Below are 14,872 nucleotides of genomic sequence, written 5' to 3'. Positions count from 1 at the left end.
ATCTGTTCATTTCAAATCTCAAAATGCCCGCTCGGCCTTCCGGGCCTTGCAGTCACTTATTTCTTTTCCTTCAGTTCTGTGTAACGCTTGATCGCTGCCGCAGCCCCGGCATCTGCCGAAGCGCCTGCTTTCTCCGTAAACGGAATCACGCGGCCTTCCTGCTTTTCCTGCTCTCTCAGGCGGTTAAAATCTTCCTCATCCTTAGGGTGCATCATCGTAGAATGACCGGCGCAGGCAGAAAAGAACTTGCATCCGGCGCACATGTACTGACTCTTATCCCATGCCGGGTCATAGCCGTGCTCCTCATTGATCTTCTGACTTTTATTCGCAAATACAACGGTCAGCAGCCCGACCGCCGCCATAACAACCGCCGCAACAATAATCGGAATCATATGATGTAATGCATATGCCATATTCTCAACCCCTTCCTTCAATTCACTTAGAATATACCACGGGAAACAGATTTTACGCATATTTTAAGCTGCTAACTTGTAATTCATTTTGATACATGCAGCCTATCTTCTCGCGAACCTTCCGCGCACCGGCTCACCCTTCAGCAGCTTGTAATAGAAATACACCGCCACCAGAATCTCACAGCCCAGAACCACCAGTCCCGTGCCGCTGGTCAGCGCGTGCATCCCGCTCGTGTTCATCGGCATATGCAGCAGATACAGCGCCAGCGCATTATTTCCCGCATGCACGATAATGGTAATCCACAGATTTCTGTACAGCTCATAGAGCAGGGACAAAATCAACCCGGTCAAGAAGGCAGTCACCGCCTGCGGCAGGCTGCCGTGCCAGACTGCCCATAAAGCAGATGACAAGACCGCGGAAAGCGCAAACGAACATCTCATCCTCAGCGACCGGAATAAAATCCCCCGGATCACTAACTCCTCCATCAGAGGTGCTGCAACCACATAGGCCAGAATCACCAGAAAAATATTTTCTGCCGATGTACTTTCCAGCACACTCGTCTGACCCGCATGAAGAACATGATCCACCAGCGTTCCCAGCGACGACGCCGCTTTAAATCCAAAAAACACCAGAATGACCAGAACGATCAGTTCCTCGACATGCCACCACTTCCGCTTTCCACAGATTCTTTTCCATGCCGGGTCATCGTCCGGGCTGCAGGACCGGAAATAAACAAATGCCCCAATCAGAAGCGCAATGCCGTCCCGGACAATCAGCCCGACCAGCTCCGCATGCGCCCCGTGAAAAAGCCCCGAAATCGGAACTGCCGCACAGGTCAGAATCATGCAGAGCGCGGCTGTCAGAATGCCCTGCCCCATAGTTACCCTTTTCCCCTGATGAAATTGCTGCATATATGACCTTTTCCAATTATTCTACATCTGTAACATTCGTCTTCTGATGCTAAATGTTAGCACGAACCAAACATCCTTGCAAGATCACAGCCCGATGTTGAAGATAAAGTTCTTTTCCAGCGCATAGAAAAGGGACCGGCGCGGCCGCAGCACACGCTGATCCCTTGAACGTTTCTGTTTTGTCCTGACAAAAAGAGAATCTGCAAGGAGAAAACTTAACCGTTTCTTCTTCTTCTCTCTGCCTCAACTCTCTCCTGGTTGACTCTGGCAGTTTCCGGATCGCCGTTCCAGAGCTTCTCCGCAACTGGAGCCCACTCCTTCGCGTACTCCTTGCACTTCGCGGTCAGATGCTCTGCAGACTCAGGGGACTGCAGGTCTGTGGACTTGGCACCGGCTTCCTTAACCATCTGCGGCAGGATCTCCGGATTCTCCAGCATCGGGCAAGGACGCAGCATGTTGTCATTGAACGGCTGGTGGTTATGATACTGCATGAACAGAGGACTCTGCAGAACCTCAAGCAGGGTGTTCTTTCTAATGTTGGTGTTGGAGTAGTGAATGAATACACATGGCTCCGCGTCACCGTTCGCATTGATATGGAAGTAGTTTCTTCCGCCTGCGATGCAGCCGCCGACGAACTCTCCGTCATTCTGGAAGTCGAAGCAGAAGTAGCCCTTTCCGTCTTCCATATTTCTGAGCTCTCTCATGCGGTGATACATGTACTCACGCTGCTCCTTGGTCGGCATCAGCTCCGGAGAAGCATCATTTCCAACCGGCATCAGGTGGAAGTACATGGTGAACATAACGCCCTTCTGGATCTCCATGTCGACAAAATCGTCAGATGTTACCAGGTCCAGGTTCTTTCTGGTGTAGGCAATGGATGTTCCGAACAGGCAGCCGTGCTCCTTCAGCAGATCCATGGCATGCATGATCTTATCGAATGTGCCCTGTCCTCTTCTGGCATCGTTGGTATCCTCGAATCCCTCAAGGCTGATAGCGAGTCCCAGATTTCCGACGCGTACCAGGTCCTCACAGAACTTCTCATCAACCAGTGTGGAGTTGGTGAATGCGACGAATGCGCAGTCCTGATGCTTCTCAGCCAGACGGATCAGGTCATCCTTTCTGACCAGCGGCTCTCCGCCAGTGAACATATAGTAGAAAATGCCCAGTTCCTTACCCTGCTCGATAACATTGTCCATCTCCTCAAAAGTAAGGTTCAGCTTATTTCCATATTCAGCAGCCCAGCAGCCTGTGCAGTGCAGGTTACATGCACTGGTCGGGTCCATCAGGATCAGCCAAGGCACATTACACTGATACTTCGCTCTTGCCTCATGAATCTTCTTTGTTCCGCAGAACATAGCCTCATAGAGGAAGTTCAGAATGAATGTTTTCAGGACATTCGGGTGCAGGGTTGTAATGATGCGGTCGACGTAGCGGCTGATCGCACTGTCCGGATCAGCAAGAAGTCTCTTCATTCTGCTCAGATCGACATTAATGTTTGCGTCACCAAGGTACTTCTCCGCATACCCGAAAACAGTTCCGACAGCCTTGTCACGGTCCTTATGGTACTCCTTCAGCGCCATGTCAATAGCCGCTCCGAAAGCCGCTCTTCCCATCTTATGCTTAATTGATGCTTTATACATAATATCTCTCCATTCTCTTCCGCCTGTTAAAAAGAACCGCTTCCAGATCAAAAGACGGTCCCTTTAACGTTTCCGGCGTAAAATATCCGCCGGTTATTTTTTATGTATTCATTATAGCGGCCAGAAATAGAGAACACAAAATACAATCACGCGCTTTTGTCTAAAACGCGGTCGAAAATTTCCCGGCAAGTGAACCGGCATGCACTGTATCAGCATACACTGTATTGGCATACGCAGAGTCGGCATACGCTGTATTGATACACGATGAATCAGCATATCCTCAATCGAAATACCCTGCATAAGCATGTGCTGAATCGGCATACGCGCAATCGACATTCGCTGTATCAGCACACACTGGAGCGGCATTTGCTGGCGGGGCATCGGTGTATACTGTATTCTATTTGATCACAGTTTTCATTCTGTTGACAATTTCATGCGCGACTTCCTGCTTACCCATCAGTGGAAGCTCCTCTGCACCGTCCTCCGTAATCAGCGTAACCAGATTTGTCGCCGTTCCAAAGCCCGCCCCCGCGTCTCTCAGGTTATTTGCGGCGATCATATCCGCATGTTTCTTCTTCAGTTTCTTTGAAGAGTTTTCCACCAGATTCTGCGTTTCCATCGAGAATCCCAGCAGGAACTGGCCTTCCTTCTTATGTTCGCCAAGATACTGCAGAATGTCCCGGGTCCTCTTCAGCGGAATACTCAGATCATCATCATGCTTCTTGATCTTCTGATTACTGACCGAAGCCGGAGTATAATCCGCAACAGCCGCCGCCATCATTATCGCATCCATTCTGTCAGCACATCCTGTAACCGCGTTAAACATATCTTCTGCACTCTTCACGTTGATAATATTACAGAAATCCGGAGCTTCAGCTGTTGCAGATGCTCTGACCAGCGTTACATCCGCACCCCGCAGCATACATTCCTTCGCCAGGGCAAAACCCATTCTTCCAGTGGAATGATTGGTGATGAAACGGACCGGATCCATCGATTCCTGCGTTGCCCCCGCCGTTACCAGAACATGCTTTCCTTTCAGATCATGTGGGTAAGCAAGCGCATGTTCAATATACCGGTACAGCTCCTCCGGCTCCGGCATCTTTCCCTTTCCCGTGTCTCCGCAGGCCAGAAGGCCCTCTGCTGGCTCAATTACCTGAATCCCGTACTGCTTCAGCTTTTTCAGATTATCCTGCGTAACCGGATTCAGATACATCTGCGTATTCATCGCCGGAACCACCATCTTCGGACAATTGCTCGCAAGGAATGTCGTTGTCAGCATATCATCCGCCAGCCCATTTGCCGTCTTGGCGATCACATCTGCCGTCGCCGGAGCAATCATAAAGAGGTCCGCCAGTTTCGCCAGCGAAACATGCTCCACCTCAAACTGCCGGTTCTTATCGAAGGTGTCCACTACACATCTCTGCCCGCTCAGCGTCTCAAAAACCAGCGGACTGATAAACTCCGTCGCATTTTCAGTCATGATCACATGAACTTCCACCCCGGCCTTATGCAGCCGGCTGACCAGAGATGCCGTCTTATACGCAGCGATGCCCCCGCTGACCCCGATCAAAACTTTTTTATCTTCAAACATAGTCGTTTCCTCCTGTGATACTCTCTATCTGTTCTACACAATCATTGTACCATCACCCCACGCCTATTGCTCGTTAAAATTATAACGCACTTTTACCCTTTGTGGGAAAATAATTAATGTCCTTCCACTGTTTATTGCAGGACTGCCTGTATATATGCATCAATCAGCCTGGCATTGATTCCTCCATCCTCATTATCATAAGTAACGATTAGATTCTTCCAGGGAACAATTCCATTTCGCTCATAAACTGCCAATTTTCTTTTATGCGCTTCAATTTTCCTCTGATCATTGACCATTCCGCAGTGTTCCCAGTAAATCAGGCGGCCGTCGCTTTTCCTCATGATCGTGAAGTCCGGATGGAAGGTAATTCCCTCCAGCAGCAGTTCAGCTTCATATTTATAGTGAAGATTATGCTGATACAAGTGATCACGGATAATCACTTCGTTCTTAGACCGGCAGCTTCCGCCGTCAGCAGATCGGTGGATCAGACCGTCCGCATAATAATTTTCCGGCTGCCGGTATCCTCTGGCCCATTGCTGCGCGGACCAGGAAAAATTGAAATATTCATCCGGAAGATCTGCGTACTGTTCGCGTATTTTCCTATACACTTCATTTACAGGACGGTAGTGCGCGAGAAACTGGTCCGCCGCAGCAATATTCTGCCTGACCACAGGTTTCAGATGCCGGTAGTATTTCTTTTTCAAGTATGCGCAGATGAGCTTCGGGTTCTGGTTGATAACTCTGACTTTCCATTTATCACCTGTCATCACTCTGGAGCAGTAGTAAGTCGAAGATTCTTTTCGCTTAATATCCATTCTGCCTTGTGGATGCCCATTTTCAGCGAGCTTCATTTTTTCAGACATTAACACCATCTCTGACCGCATATAAATGACTTCGTCTCTTAGATCCATAATCCCTCCATATATCAAATATCCACGGATACCCTCCATATATCATGCAGGAAGAGGCCGCGTTGAAGCAATCAACTTTTTTCGGCATTTTTCGACGATACACATGCAAGGTATACGTAAATGACCCGAGCGCTATCATTTTACTTATCATTGAAAATCATACATCATGAATTCTGTGCAGACATTCAACAAACTACCGCTAATATTTCTCTGATCATACAGGCAAATGCTGTTGAGGGCAGAAGCAGCGTATAAACATTCATGTATATGCATGTGTTTTGTATCCATTTGACTTTATATTTTTATGGTTCGTTTAAATCATAATTATTATATTTTGTGCAGACCCATGCTTTCTCTTGAGTTAAATATTCTGAAAGCTTTTTTCAAAAATTACAGCAGATCCCATCTATTTCCATGTTTCTGCTTCTCCTGTATGATAGACGACTCACATATTTCCCATTTCTGAGGAATTGTATATTATTAACTGCCCAGATAATTCCATTATTTTACAGTTTGCAGGCGAAATTACCAGATGCCACTCGCTTTTATATATATTCAGTTCTGCGCTTTCGCCCAAAAATCGAAAAAAAACGAACCTCGAAAAATTCCATCACATTTCCATCATATTCCAAAGCTCCAAGCCCTCCTCTGCCATTCAATCCAAAATATCGCGCCTTACAGTCCGGAAATAAATTCCCCATCTTCCAATCTCCAAACTCCCATGCTGCTGCACCGTGAAAACCAACCGTCTTTATGGTTCTCTGCAATGGCGTTATCCAGGTATAATGTATACTTACACCATCCTGTCAGTCTCCCCAGCCCGCGCCCCTCCGGTATCCGAAACCAATCCCCGGCGGGTCCTCATTTCCCGGCCGGCTCCGCCGGGTTCCCGGGAAGCTGGCTGCGACTTGCTGGCTGCGACTTGCCCGAAAGGCAGAAAAAATCCCGGATCCCGACGGACTGTTTACCAGCCTGCCGTGGTCCGGGATTTAATATTCAGCTTGATCGTATGACTCTGCGTAATGCGCTTATGCCTCCAGAGCCTTCTTTGCTGTGTCGCAGAGCTGTGTGAAGTCTTCTGCGTTGTTGATTGCGATCTCGGAGAGCATCTTGCGGTTGATGTCGATGCCGCTCTTCTTCAGACCGTTGATCAGCTTGCTGTAGCTCAGTCCGTTCATTCTTGCTGCAGCATTGATTCTTGCGATCCACATTCTTCTGTAGTCTCTCTTCTTCTGCTTTCTTCCAACGTATGCGGAAGCCAGAGCTCTCATTACTGCAGGGTTAGCTGCTCTGTAGTTCTTGCTCTTCTGGCCGTAGAATCCTCTAGCCTGCTTCAGTACTTTCTTATGTCTCTTATGAGCGTTTACGCCCTTCTTTACTCTTGCCATTATTCTTACCTCCTGAATTTCTAGAACTATTTACCCATGGATCTCAAGATTCTCTTCTCATCCGCGGTTGTAGCCATTGCGGACTGACGAAGATTTCTCTTTCTCTTTGCGGTCTTCTTAGTAAGAATATGACCCTTATAAGCCTTATGTCTCTTCAGCTTGCCGTTTCCGGTAACTTTAAATCTCTTGCATGCGCCTCTGTGCGACTTCATCTTTGCCATGATATTCCCTCCAATTCTTAGTACAGCAGCTTACCTGGACTGTTCGTCCTTATGCTTGCCGCCGGATTTTTTCTCTGCTGGCTTCGGTGAAAGGAACATCGTGAGGCTCCTTCCTTCGAACTGCGGCTTCTTGTCCATAACGCCGTATTCACTGCAGGCTGCTGCGAATGAATTCATAACGTCACGGCCCTTGTTTACGTAATCGCGCTCACGTCCGCGGAAGCGGAGGCTGACCTTTACCTTGTCTCCGTTCTTCAGGAACTTGCATGCAGTCTTGGCTTTTACGTCGACGTCATGCTCTTCGATAAACGTACTCAGCCGAATCTCCTTGATTTGGATGGTTCTCTGCTTTTTCTTTGCTTCCTTAGCGCGTTTCTGGAGTTCATAGCGGTACTTTCCATAGTCCAGAATCTTCGCTACAGGCGGATGCGCGTTTGGTGACATAAGTACCAGATCCAGCCCTCTCTGTTCAGCGAGTGCCAGTGCGTCACGCTTGCTCATAATTCCTGCCTGTGAACCGTCTGTATCAATTACTCGCAGTTCTTTGGCGCGAATGTCATTATTGATTCTAGTTTCCTGCTTAATTTTATTTTCCTCCTTTTACATCAGAAAAGCGGGCACAGTAAAGTACCCGCCTTGAAAACACGCTAAAATGCCATCTTCGATCAATGAAAACCAGCAAACAACTGTGCCTGTTCTATCAGACTACAGCATCTGCAAGGTGAGAAGCGGATAACTTCTACTTGATTTACCGTTCTATGCTATCACATGTTCCCGTTTCTGTCAATGATTTACATTTAATTTCTATTGTTTATCTGCCTGCATCGTCCGTGCAGTTCCGCCGCTTCCGGCCCTGCATTCTGCAGATTTCCCCCGGCTGCTGTTTCCCCGGTTCTGCAGGACCTGCCCGTCTTCTTCCGGCCGGCACAGATTCTGCGTGTCCTGGCACATTTATCCGTCATCAGCGTATCAGTTAAAGTAACGAAATACGCCCTGCACTTTTCCCTGGATGCTGACGTCCCGCACGATGATCGGACTCATCGTGTCGTTTTCCGGCTGCAGGCGGACATGTCCGTTCTCCTTATAGAAGGTCTTCACCGTGGCCTCGCTCTCAAAGCCGTCGATCATGGCAACGACGATATCGCCGTTCTCCGCGGTGTTCTGCTTGCGCACCAGAATATAGTCTCCGTCCATGATGCCGATATTGATCATCGACGTTCCCCTCACACGGAGCATAAAGCATGTTCCTGCCGCATACTGGGCTGGAATCGGAAAGGTTCCTTCAATATTCTCTTCTGCCGTAATCGGAACCCCCGCCGCAACACGTCCGACAATCGGCACGTTTACCACCGGCGGCTCTTCCACAGATGATTCCGCCGGAACATCATCCAGCACACTGCTGATCTTATCCTGAACCAGCATCAGTGCCCGCGGCTTGGACGGATCCTTCTTCAGAAATCCCTTTTCCACCAGGCTGTTAATATCCTTATGCGCGGTAGAAGTAGACTTGATGTTCACGGCATGGCAGATCTCACGCACGGTCGGCGGATATCCCTTTTCCATAATTTCCGCCTCCATAAACTCCAGAATCTTCTTCTCCCGTTCTTTCAATTCGCTGTGCTTATCCATACCTAACCTCCATCGGCACTATCTGCAGGCGTTTTCCTCTATTGTGTCCATTTTATCATGACGCGAACAGATTGTAAACACTTGTTCGTTATTTTCTTCTTGACAATCCACGCGCCGCTATCATATGATAATCCTAACAATATCAACCGGCGCCGGAACTGAACTTCGGCTGCCAGGGGGCCGCCGCATACCGATTCAGGAACGGTGCATGAACATGCGGCACTGCATTGATGTACGGAACTCAACCAGCCTGCTCTGGCGCCCTGCCAGGGAAGGCTTTTTTTGTGCCCGGACGCAGAAACGGCCGCGCTGCAGGATGTCCCCTTGCCGGGTAAGTTTTGTCCGCGCCGGAACTCATGTATTCATGAAAGGATCGTAATTATGACAAAAGCAAAAAAGTCCAAGGGGAAACCTGTGGAAATCTACGACGCGCGCCAGCTCGGCAAGCCTAAAATGCTGGTCCTCGGCCTGCAGCACACGTTCGCAATGTTCGGAGCAACGGTCATGGTTCCGCTTCTGACCGGTCTGAATGTCTCCACGACGCTGCTGTTCGCCGGCCTGGGAACGCTTCTTTTCCATATTATCACTAAAGGAAAAGTTCCGGCTTTCTTAGGCTCTTCGTTCGCCTTTCTCGGCGGATATGCCGCGGTCGCCCCTCTTCTGAAGAACGGTGCGCCGAATGAGAAAATGCTGCCCTACGCCTGCGGAGGCGTCTTCTGCGCGGGTCTTCTCTACGTCGTGCTCGCCGCGTTTATGAAGGCTTTTGGGCCGCACCGCGTTATGCGCTATTTCCCGCCGATTGTCACGGGTCCGATCATCATCTGCATCGGTCTGACTCTGGCGCCGAATGCCATCGCAAACTGCCGCAGCAACTGGATTGTCGCGCTGGCAGCCCTGGTAACCATCATTTACTTCAACATCTGGGGCAGGGGAATGGCAAAAATTATCCCGATCATCCTGGGTGTTATCGTGTCATATGTGGTTGCCTGTGCCCTGGGTGTCGTCGATATCTCTGCAATCACGAAAGAACGCTGGATCGCCGCGCCGCCGATCACCATGATGAAGTTCGACATTTCCGCAATTATCACAATCGTACCGCTGGCTCTGGCCACCATGATGGAACACATCGGCGACATCACCGCCATCGGCGCCACCACACACCGCAACTACATTGAAAATCCGGGACTTCACAGAACCCTGCTCGGTGACGGTCTCGCAACCTGCCTGGCCGCTGCGTTCGGCGCACCGGCAAATACAACCTACGGCGAGAACACGGGCGTGCTGGCGCTGACCGGAATTTACGATCCTAAGGTCATTGAAATTGCCGCATGTTTTGCTGTTCTGCTGGGTTTCATTCCGAAAGTCGGATTCCTGATCCAGTCGATTCCGGCCGCAACCATCGGCGGAATCTCTCTGATTCTCTACGGAATGATCTCCGCCGTCGGCGTCCGCAACATCGTGGAAAATCACGTGGACTTCACCAGAACCAGAAACACGATCATCGCCGCGCTGATCCTGGTCTGCGGACTGGGATTCACCTTCGGCAGCAAACAGGGGCTGACATTCCACATCGCAGGATTTACAATTACATTGTCAGGTCTGGCCATTGCCTCCCTGACCGGCATCATCGCCAACGCCATTCTTCCAGGAAACGAATATTCCTTCCGCGACGGCAAAGATGAAGATAAAGACAAGTACGGCACATACAACGTGTAAACCGATTCAATCAGCACATAAAGGGGGCAGCCAATGATTAAGGTCTTCAACGCAAAAGAAAAAAATGAATTTGCAGATCTTGCGGATACACCGGAAGTCAAGGAAGTGCGCGACAGCCGCGATTATGCGGTCAACGTCGGAAAAAAAGCTTATCTGATCACCTTCCATTACATCAACCGCCGGCGTGTCACCCTTTACGCTGACCCCCAGCAGTGCTGCGTCATGACCGACTCCCTGCATCTCAGGAAAATCGCAAAAGAGATCGACGCGCCGTCCGGAATCAAAGAAGCCAACATGTTCCTTCAGCGGATTTCCAAGAACGACATGTTCGACCTGCAGAGTCTGGAAAAAGAAGTACAGGCCCTGGAAGACAAACTGTTCGCCGAAAAAACTCCAAACCGCAGAGGTATCGATGAAATCCGCAAACTCCGCCGTGAAATCCTCCGCCGGAAACGCTACTATGAGCTGATGGAATTCATCACTGACGAACTGATGGAGATGGACAGCGACTTCAGCTACATCAGCAAGAAATTCGACCGCCTCTACAAGGTCATCCTCAGGACCCAGGAATTTGCCGAAGAAGTCCGCGACGCCTACCAGTCCCAGGTCGATATTCAGCAGAACAACATCATGAAATTCCTGACCATCATCACCACCATGTTCATGCCGCTTCAGCTGATCACCGGCTGGTACGGAATGAACCTGAAGATGCCGGAAGTCCACTGGCGTTTCGGCTACCCGTATGTCATCGCCCTGAGTATCGCCATCTGCCTGCTCATGTACTGGATCTGCAAGCGGAATAAATGGTTTTAAAGACGAGAAAAACAGCCCGCGCAAGGAGATTCCCGGATGTTTTCGGCATCCTGGCCTGTCCCCTGCCGGGCATTTTTTCTGCTATTCAGTATTTCATTCCCCTGCCGGCCAGCCCTTGCTGACCAGCAAAATCCATGTCAATAAGTCAGCCGATAACCGTGCTTATACACGCGTGTATACAGTATTCCCGGATATCACGTTTCTCCTGCAGAATCGAATCTTGCCAGTTATATTTTGTCCCGGTCTGCTAGAAAGTCAGGCGCATCTCATGCCATGCCACTCCGCCATGGGTGGAATCCGACATACCCTCATCGACAAAACCGAATTTCGCGTAGTAGTGCACCAGGTGGTCCTTGCAGGTCAGCACCAGGCCCTTCCGGCCCTGCTTCCGCGCCTCTTCAATGACGTGCATCAGCAGCATCGCCGCACAGCCCTGCTTTCTGTAGTCAGGAATCGTATCCACACCGAAAATCATCTGCCAGGCGCCCTGCTCGTTATGCAGGAAAGCATCATCATACATCTCGTCTTCCAGATGCTCCTCGTCTGTCACCATTCCATTGACAAAACCAACCATTTTACTGCCGTCTTCCAGAACCCAGAAGTGGTCCGGATAGGCCTTCAGTCGACGCTCCATAGAATCACGTCCGGCTGCCTCTGCAGGCGGAAAGCATTCCGCTTCTACCTGTGTAACGGCATCCAGATCCTTGATATTTGCAGTCCTTATTTCCATAACTGATTCTCCCTCTTCACGTTCTTCTTCATCTGTTCTGTCCGCAGCTTCAGCGGAGAAGCTCCGGATCAGAGTATTTTCCGTCTTTTATCACTGTGCGGAAAATCGCGCAGTTGTCCACCGGCATCCGCCAGATTTCATTTCCCGGGCGCTCAAGCTTTCTGATCCAGCCGAACATCGCCCGGATAGCAACGCCGTGGCTCACTGCAAGGATTCGGTCCTCCGGACCGGCATGTTCCGCAAGGTCAGTAAGAAATTCCCCGACACGACTTGTGACATCCTCCAGCGGCTCGATTCCCTCCGGCGCAGGGATATTTACCGGATCCTGAAGAAAAGCGTGCATCTCCGGTCCCATTTCTTCATAAGTTTTTCCGTCCCAGTCTCCGTAGTCAATTTCAATCAGCCGGTCATCCGTTTCAAATTCCGTACGCGGAATACCAAGAGCAATTTCCGCCGTTTCTTTGGTCCGGCCCAGATGGCTGGTGATCACCCTGTTGAAAGAAAGATGATATTTACGGATGACTTCCGCGGCCGCAGCCGCCTGCTTCCTCCCCGTATCATTCAGCGGACAGTCAATGTGCCCCTGCATCTTTCCTGAAATATTCATATCCGTCTGCCCATGCCTCATGATATACAGTTCCATAAATTCATCCCTCCGGCGCGCATAAAAAATATAATATACACGTCTAGTATACCATCATCACTCCCTTGAGAAAAATCCATTCCTGCTTATTTAAATATACAGAAATTTTACATTGAAAATTTCTTCGTTCGGGACTATAATTGTTTTTGTTAACGATGTGGGGATATAGCTCAGCTGGGAGAGCGACGGACTCGCAGCTCGTAGGTCAGGGGTTCGATCCCCCTTATCTCCACCATAAAAAAAACAGACTGGTATTATGCCAGTCTGTTTTTTTATGGTGGTTATGTTGGGGGATCGGACCCCTGAAAGGGGTGAGATCCGCCTTCTGGACCTAGCCCCGTGAGAACGAGCGGACATTCATCACTTCACCGCGAAGTTCGAACGTCGGCAGGTCCTATGCGAAGACTGCCCAAGAGCGCGAGCACAGCGACGCGCGATTGGCTGCTCGTTTCCGGCAGTCGACGGCGATCTCCATTAATAAATGTTGGCGGATCGGACCCCTGAGATGATGACAGCGGCCGGCGGCCGGCTGCGTACTGATCACCTTTCAACCCGCCCAGGCAAAAACCACAGCCGCCGTGCAGTCCATAAAACTGCGCGGCGGCGGCTCATTTATTCATTCCATTATTGAAAGGAGAAACTCATCCATTACGCATCGGATCTTGCGTACTTGTTCTTCATCTCCATGCTGGCGGTGAAAAGTACCTGATCCATCAGCTTGTCTGTCTTTTCCTGTGTGAAATCAGACATTTCCTGGTTGGCCTTTTCCAGGAATCTGTGCAGGTCAGCGCCGGACGGCTTCTTTTCCTCATAGGCTGCATCTGTTTCGTGGATCAGCGCATGCGCCTTATAGGCAACGGCATTCTGATACTGCTCAACGAAATTGGAGCAGCTCTGGAAGTGTGCATCTGCCATGGCTGCGATCAGGCGGTTGGACCAGTAGAAGTTGTCTGTGGAAACCTTTGCTGTTGTGTTCTGGAAATATTCCGGTGTGGTCTCTATATTCGTGTAGAACGGTACAAAGGCGTTGAATGCGCAGGAACCCAGAGCAACCCACTGGAGGCACTGGATCTCCTTCGGCATGTACGGACGGATCTGTGTCAGGGACAAAACACTGTTTCTGTTGATTCCGATCGGACGGAATTTTCCCCTCCACTCATCCGGGCCGTATCCGCCGTATGGATCGTACTGGGTGTTCTGATAATAACCGGACATGGTGTACTTTACTTCTTCGATAGTGATCTTATGCTCCGGCTGCAGGCACCAAGGCAGATCGTCGGACATCGGTGTGAAATCAGCATCCGGTCCGTCCCAGATGAAGGTGTTCGGGTTCAGGTAACGCTCGATGAACCATGCTCTCGGTGTGTTGTAGGTATGGTCGGAATCGTCATGGCTTCCGAATGCAGCGCGGCTGTCAAAGTCGGTGCAGTTCTTCAGAGAGTCGTAATCTCTGTCCTCATCCATCGTTCTGTCGAGGTGATATTTCTCAACGAACTCGATCATGTCGGAAGAGCACATATGATCTTTCTGCTCGCCAAATGCATCGACGAAGTCGAAGGAATCGATTCCCATCTGGTTCGGCATTACCACATAGCAGTCATCCGGTACACGCTTTGCGATCCAGTGATGTCCGCCGATGGTCTCCAGCCACCAGATGTCGTTGACATCCTGGAATCCGATGGCGTTGAACTCATAGGTTCCGTACTTCTCCAGGATTGCGCCCAGTCTCTCTACACCTTCTCTGGCAGAGTGAATGTACGGAAGAACCAGAGTCGGCATATCCTCTTCACCGATTCCGTCTAAAGCAAGCGGGTCTGCACCCTGGACTGCCGGGTTGGTGGTAATCGTCTCCGTTGCCGTCATTGCGACGTTGACCGCGTTGATTCCGCCCTGTCCCCAGATTCCGCCGGCTTTCTGAACGGCGTCCGGTGTCTCCGTGTACGGCATCGGATCATCAGGAAGATCCATCTCAAACTTGGAAAGTACGGATTTATAGTGCCTCGGCTGATCCTCAGGCATCACGACTTCAAACTTCTTGATGTTGAAATCATCAGAGCCGGAATCATCGTCTCTGGCCATGAAAGTTGACCCGTCATAAGTTGCGTTCTTGCCAACCAGAATTGTTGTGCATCCCATTTTACAAACCTCCTTAATATATTACAGATTCATGTATTCGTGAATATTACTCCGCTCAACATATAAATGATACCCCATTCAGAAAATTTTCTCAACATATTTATGCATTTCCCATGCATTTATTTTTCC

At 49.9% G+C, this 14,872-nt stretch carries 14 protein-coding genes and 1 tRNA gene; 3 read left to right on the top strand and 12 right to left on the bottom strand.

Annotation, left to right across the window (positions count from 1 at the left end):
* Positions 1-56: 56 nt before the first annotated feature.
* The 9 genes from ACI77B_RS05385 to lexA all read right to left on the bottom strand — a co-directional run bounded on the left by ACI77B_RS05385 (position 57) and on the right by lexA (position 8,705).
* Positions 57-413, bottom strand: a complete 357-nt coding sequence (locus ACI77B_RS05385) for a hypothetical protein (RefSeq protein WP_409335880.1) — start codon at positions 411-413, stop codon at positions 57-59.
* Between the two features lie 102 nt (positions 414-515).
* Entirely contained in the window at positions 516-1,292 is a 777-nt protein-coding gene (locus tag ACI77B_RS05380) for a CPBP family intramembrane glutamic endopeptidase (protein WP_409335879.1), read from the bottom strand.
* 248 nt (positions 1,293-1,540) lie between these two features.
* A complete protein-coding gene (locus tag ACI77B_RS05375; protein WP_409335878.1) occupies positions 1,541-2,965 on the bottom strand; it encodes a radical SAM protein in 1,425 nt (474 codons plus the stop codon).
* 397 nt (positions 2,966-3,362) lie between these two features.
* Positions 3,363-4,556 carry a bifunctional phosphopantothenoylcysteine decarboxylase/phosphopantothenate--cysteine ligase CoaBC gene (coaBC, locus tag ACI77B_RS05370; protein WP_409335877.1) on the bottom strand — a complete coding sequence of 398 codons (1,194 nt, stop codon included), beginning with the start codon at positions 4,554-4,556 and terminating at the stop codon, positions 3,363-3,365.
* Between the two features lie 131 nt (positions 4,557-4,687).
* On the bottom strand, positions 4,688-5,419 hold the full coding sequence (locus tag ACI77B_RS05365; RefSeq protein WP_409335876.1) for a hypothetical protein: 732 nt from the start codon (positions 5,417-5,419) through the stop codon (positions 4,688-4,690).
* A 1,076-nt stretch (positions 5,420-6,495) separates the two neighbouring features.
* On the bottom strand, positions 6,496-6,855 hold the full coding sequence (gene rplT / locus ACI77B_RS05360) for a 50S ribosomal protein L20 (protein WP_409335875.1): 360 nt from the start codon (positions 6,853-6,855) through the stop codon (positions 6,496-6,498).
* A gap of 26 nt (positions 6,856-6,881) precedes the next feature.
* On the bottom strand, positions 6,882-7,076 hold the full coding sequence (gene rpmI / locus ACI77B_RS05355) for a 50S ribosomal protein L35 (protein ID WP_178263875.1): 195 nt from the start codon (positions 7,074-7,076) through the stop codon (positions 6,882-6,884).
* A 30-nt stretch (positions 7,077-7,106) separates the two neighbouring features.
* A complete protein-coding gene (gene infC, locus ACI77B_RS05350) occupies positions 7,107-7,616 on the bottom strand; it encodes a translation initiation factor IF-3 (RefSeq protein WP_409337700.1) in 510 nt (169 codons plus the stop codon).
* A gap of 429 nt (positions 7,617-8,045) precedes the next feature.
* The gene (lexA, locus tag ACI77B_RS05345) at positions 8,046-8,705 is read right to left on the bottom strand and encodes a transcriptional repressor LexA (RefSeq protein ID WP_409335874.1); all 660 of its coding nucleotides are present in this window, start codon (positions 8,703-8,705) and stop codon (positions 8,046-8,048) included.
* Positions 8,706-9,086: 381 nt separating this feature from the next.
* Between lexA and ACI77B_RS05340 the strand changes: the two genes are divergently transcribed.
* A complete protein-coding gene (locus ACI77B_RS05340; RefSeq protein ID WP_409335873.1) occupies positions 9,087-10,421 on the top strand; it encodes a uracil-xanthine permease family protein in 1,335 nt (444 codons plus the stop codon).
* A 33-nt stretch (positions 10,422-10,454) separates the two neighbouring features.
* Positions 10,455-11,234, top strand: a complete 780-nt coding sequence (locus tag ACI77B_RS05335; RefSeq protein ID WP_409335872.1) for a CorA family divalent cation transporter — start codon at positions 10,455-10,457, stop codon at positions 11,232-11,234.
* Between the two features lie 247 nt (positions 11,235-11,481).
* On the opposite strand, the gene ACI77B_RS05330 is transcribed toward ACI77B_RS05335, so the two are convergent.
* Both ACI77B_RS05330 and ACI77B_RS05325 read right to left on the bottom strand, forming a co-directional pair.
* A complete protein-coding gene (locus ACI77B_RS05330; protein WP_409335871.1) occupies positions 11,482-11,964 on the bottom strand; it encodes a GNAT family N-acetyltransferase in 483 nt (160 codons plus the stop codon).
* Between the two features lie 49 nt (positions 11,965-12,013).
* On the bottom strand, positions 12,014-12,607 hold the full coding sequence (locus tag ACI77B_RS05325) for a histidine phosphatase family protein (RefSeq protein ID WP_409335870.1): 594 nt from the start codon (positions 12,605-12,607) through the stop codon (positions 12,014-12,016).
* Between the two features lie 159 nt (positions 12,608-12,766).
* Between ACI77B_RS05325 and ACI77B_RS05320 the strand changes: the two genes are divergently transcribed.
* A tRNA-Ala gene (locus tag ACI77B_RS05320) sits at positions 12,767-12,842 on the top strand.
* 413 nt (positions 12,843-13,255) lie between these two features.
* On the opposite strand, the gene ACI77B_RS05315 is transcribed toward ACI77B_RS05320, so the two are convergent.
* Entirely contained in the window at positions 13,256-14,743 is a 1,488-nt protein-coding gene (locus ACI77B_RS05315; RefSeq protein WP_409335869.1) for a C69 family dipeptidase, read from the bottom strand.
* Positions 14,744-14,872 lie beyond the last annotated feature (129 nt).

It is taken from the genome of Eubacterium sp. F2, assembly GCF_046244355.1.
In the GTDB taxonomy this organism is placed as follows: Bacteria; Bacillota; Clostridia; order Peptostreptococcales; family Anaerovoracaceae; genus Aminicella.
Note: the sequence above shows the minus strand (reverse complement) of the source record. Positions and strands in the feature narration are given on the sequence as shown.

What these genes read in the sequence shown, in the direction of transcription:
- ACI77B_RS05385 (WP_409335880.1), bottom strand. Translation starts at nt 413, where the DNA reads ATGGCATATGCATTACATCATATGATTCCGATTATTGTTGCGGCGGTT.
- ACI77B_RS05380 (WP_409335879.1), bottom strand. Translation starts at nt 1,292, where the DNA reads ATGGGGCAGGGCATTCTGACAGCCGCGCTCTGCATGATTCTGACCTGT.
- ACI77B_RS05375 (WP_409335878.1), bottom strand. Translation starts at nt 2,965, where the DNA reads ATGTATAAAGCATCAATTAAGCATAAGATGGGAAGAGCGGCTTTCGGA.
- coaBC (WP_409335877.1), bottom strand. Translation starts at nt 4,556, where the DNA reads ATGTTTGAAGATAAAAAAGTTTTGATCGGGGTCAGCGGGGGCATCGCT.
- ACI77B_RS05365 (WP_409335876.1), bottom strand. Translation starts at nt 5,419, where the DNA reads ATGTCTGAAAAAATGAAGCTCGCTGAAAATGGGCATCCACAAGGCAGA.
- rplT (WP_409335875.1), bottom strand. Translation starts at nt 6,855, where the DNA reads ATGGCAAGAGTAAAGAAGGGCGTAAACGCTCATAAGAGACATAAGAAA.
- rpmI (WP_178263875.1), bottom strand. Translation starts at nt 7,076, where the DNA reads ATGGCAAAGATGAAGTCGCACAGAGGCGCATGCAAGAGATTTAAAGTT.
- lexA (WP_409335874.1), bottom strand. Translation starts at nt 8,705, where the DNA reads ATGGATAAGCACAGCGAATTGAAAGAACGGGAGAAGAAGATTCTGGAG.
- ACI77B_RS05340 (WP_409335873.1), top strand. Translation starts at nt 9,087, where the DNA reads ATGACAAAAGCAAAAAAGTCCAAGGGGAAACCTGTGGAAATCTACGAC.
- ACI77B_RS05335 (WP_409335872.1), top strand. Translation starts at nt 10,455, where the DNA reads ATGATTAAGGTCTTCAACGCAAAAGAAAAAAATGAATTTGCAGATCTT.
- ACI77B_RS05330 (WP_409335871.1), bottom strand. Translation starts at nt 11,964, where the DNA reads ATGGAAATAAGGACTGCAAATATCAAGGATCTGGATGCCGTTACACAG.
- ACI77B_RS05325 (WP_409335870.1), bottom strand. Translation starts at nt 12,607, where the DNA reads ATGGAACTGTATATCATGAGGCATGGGCAGACGGATATGAATATTTCA.
- ACI77B_RS05315 (WP_409335869.1), bottom strand. Translation starts at nt 14,743, where the DNA reads ATGGGATGCACAACAATTCTGGTTGGCAAGAACGCAACTTATGACGGG.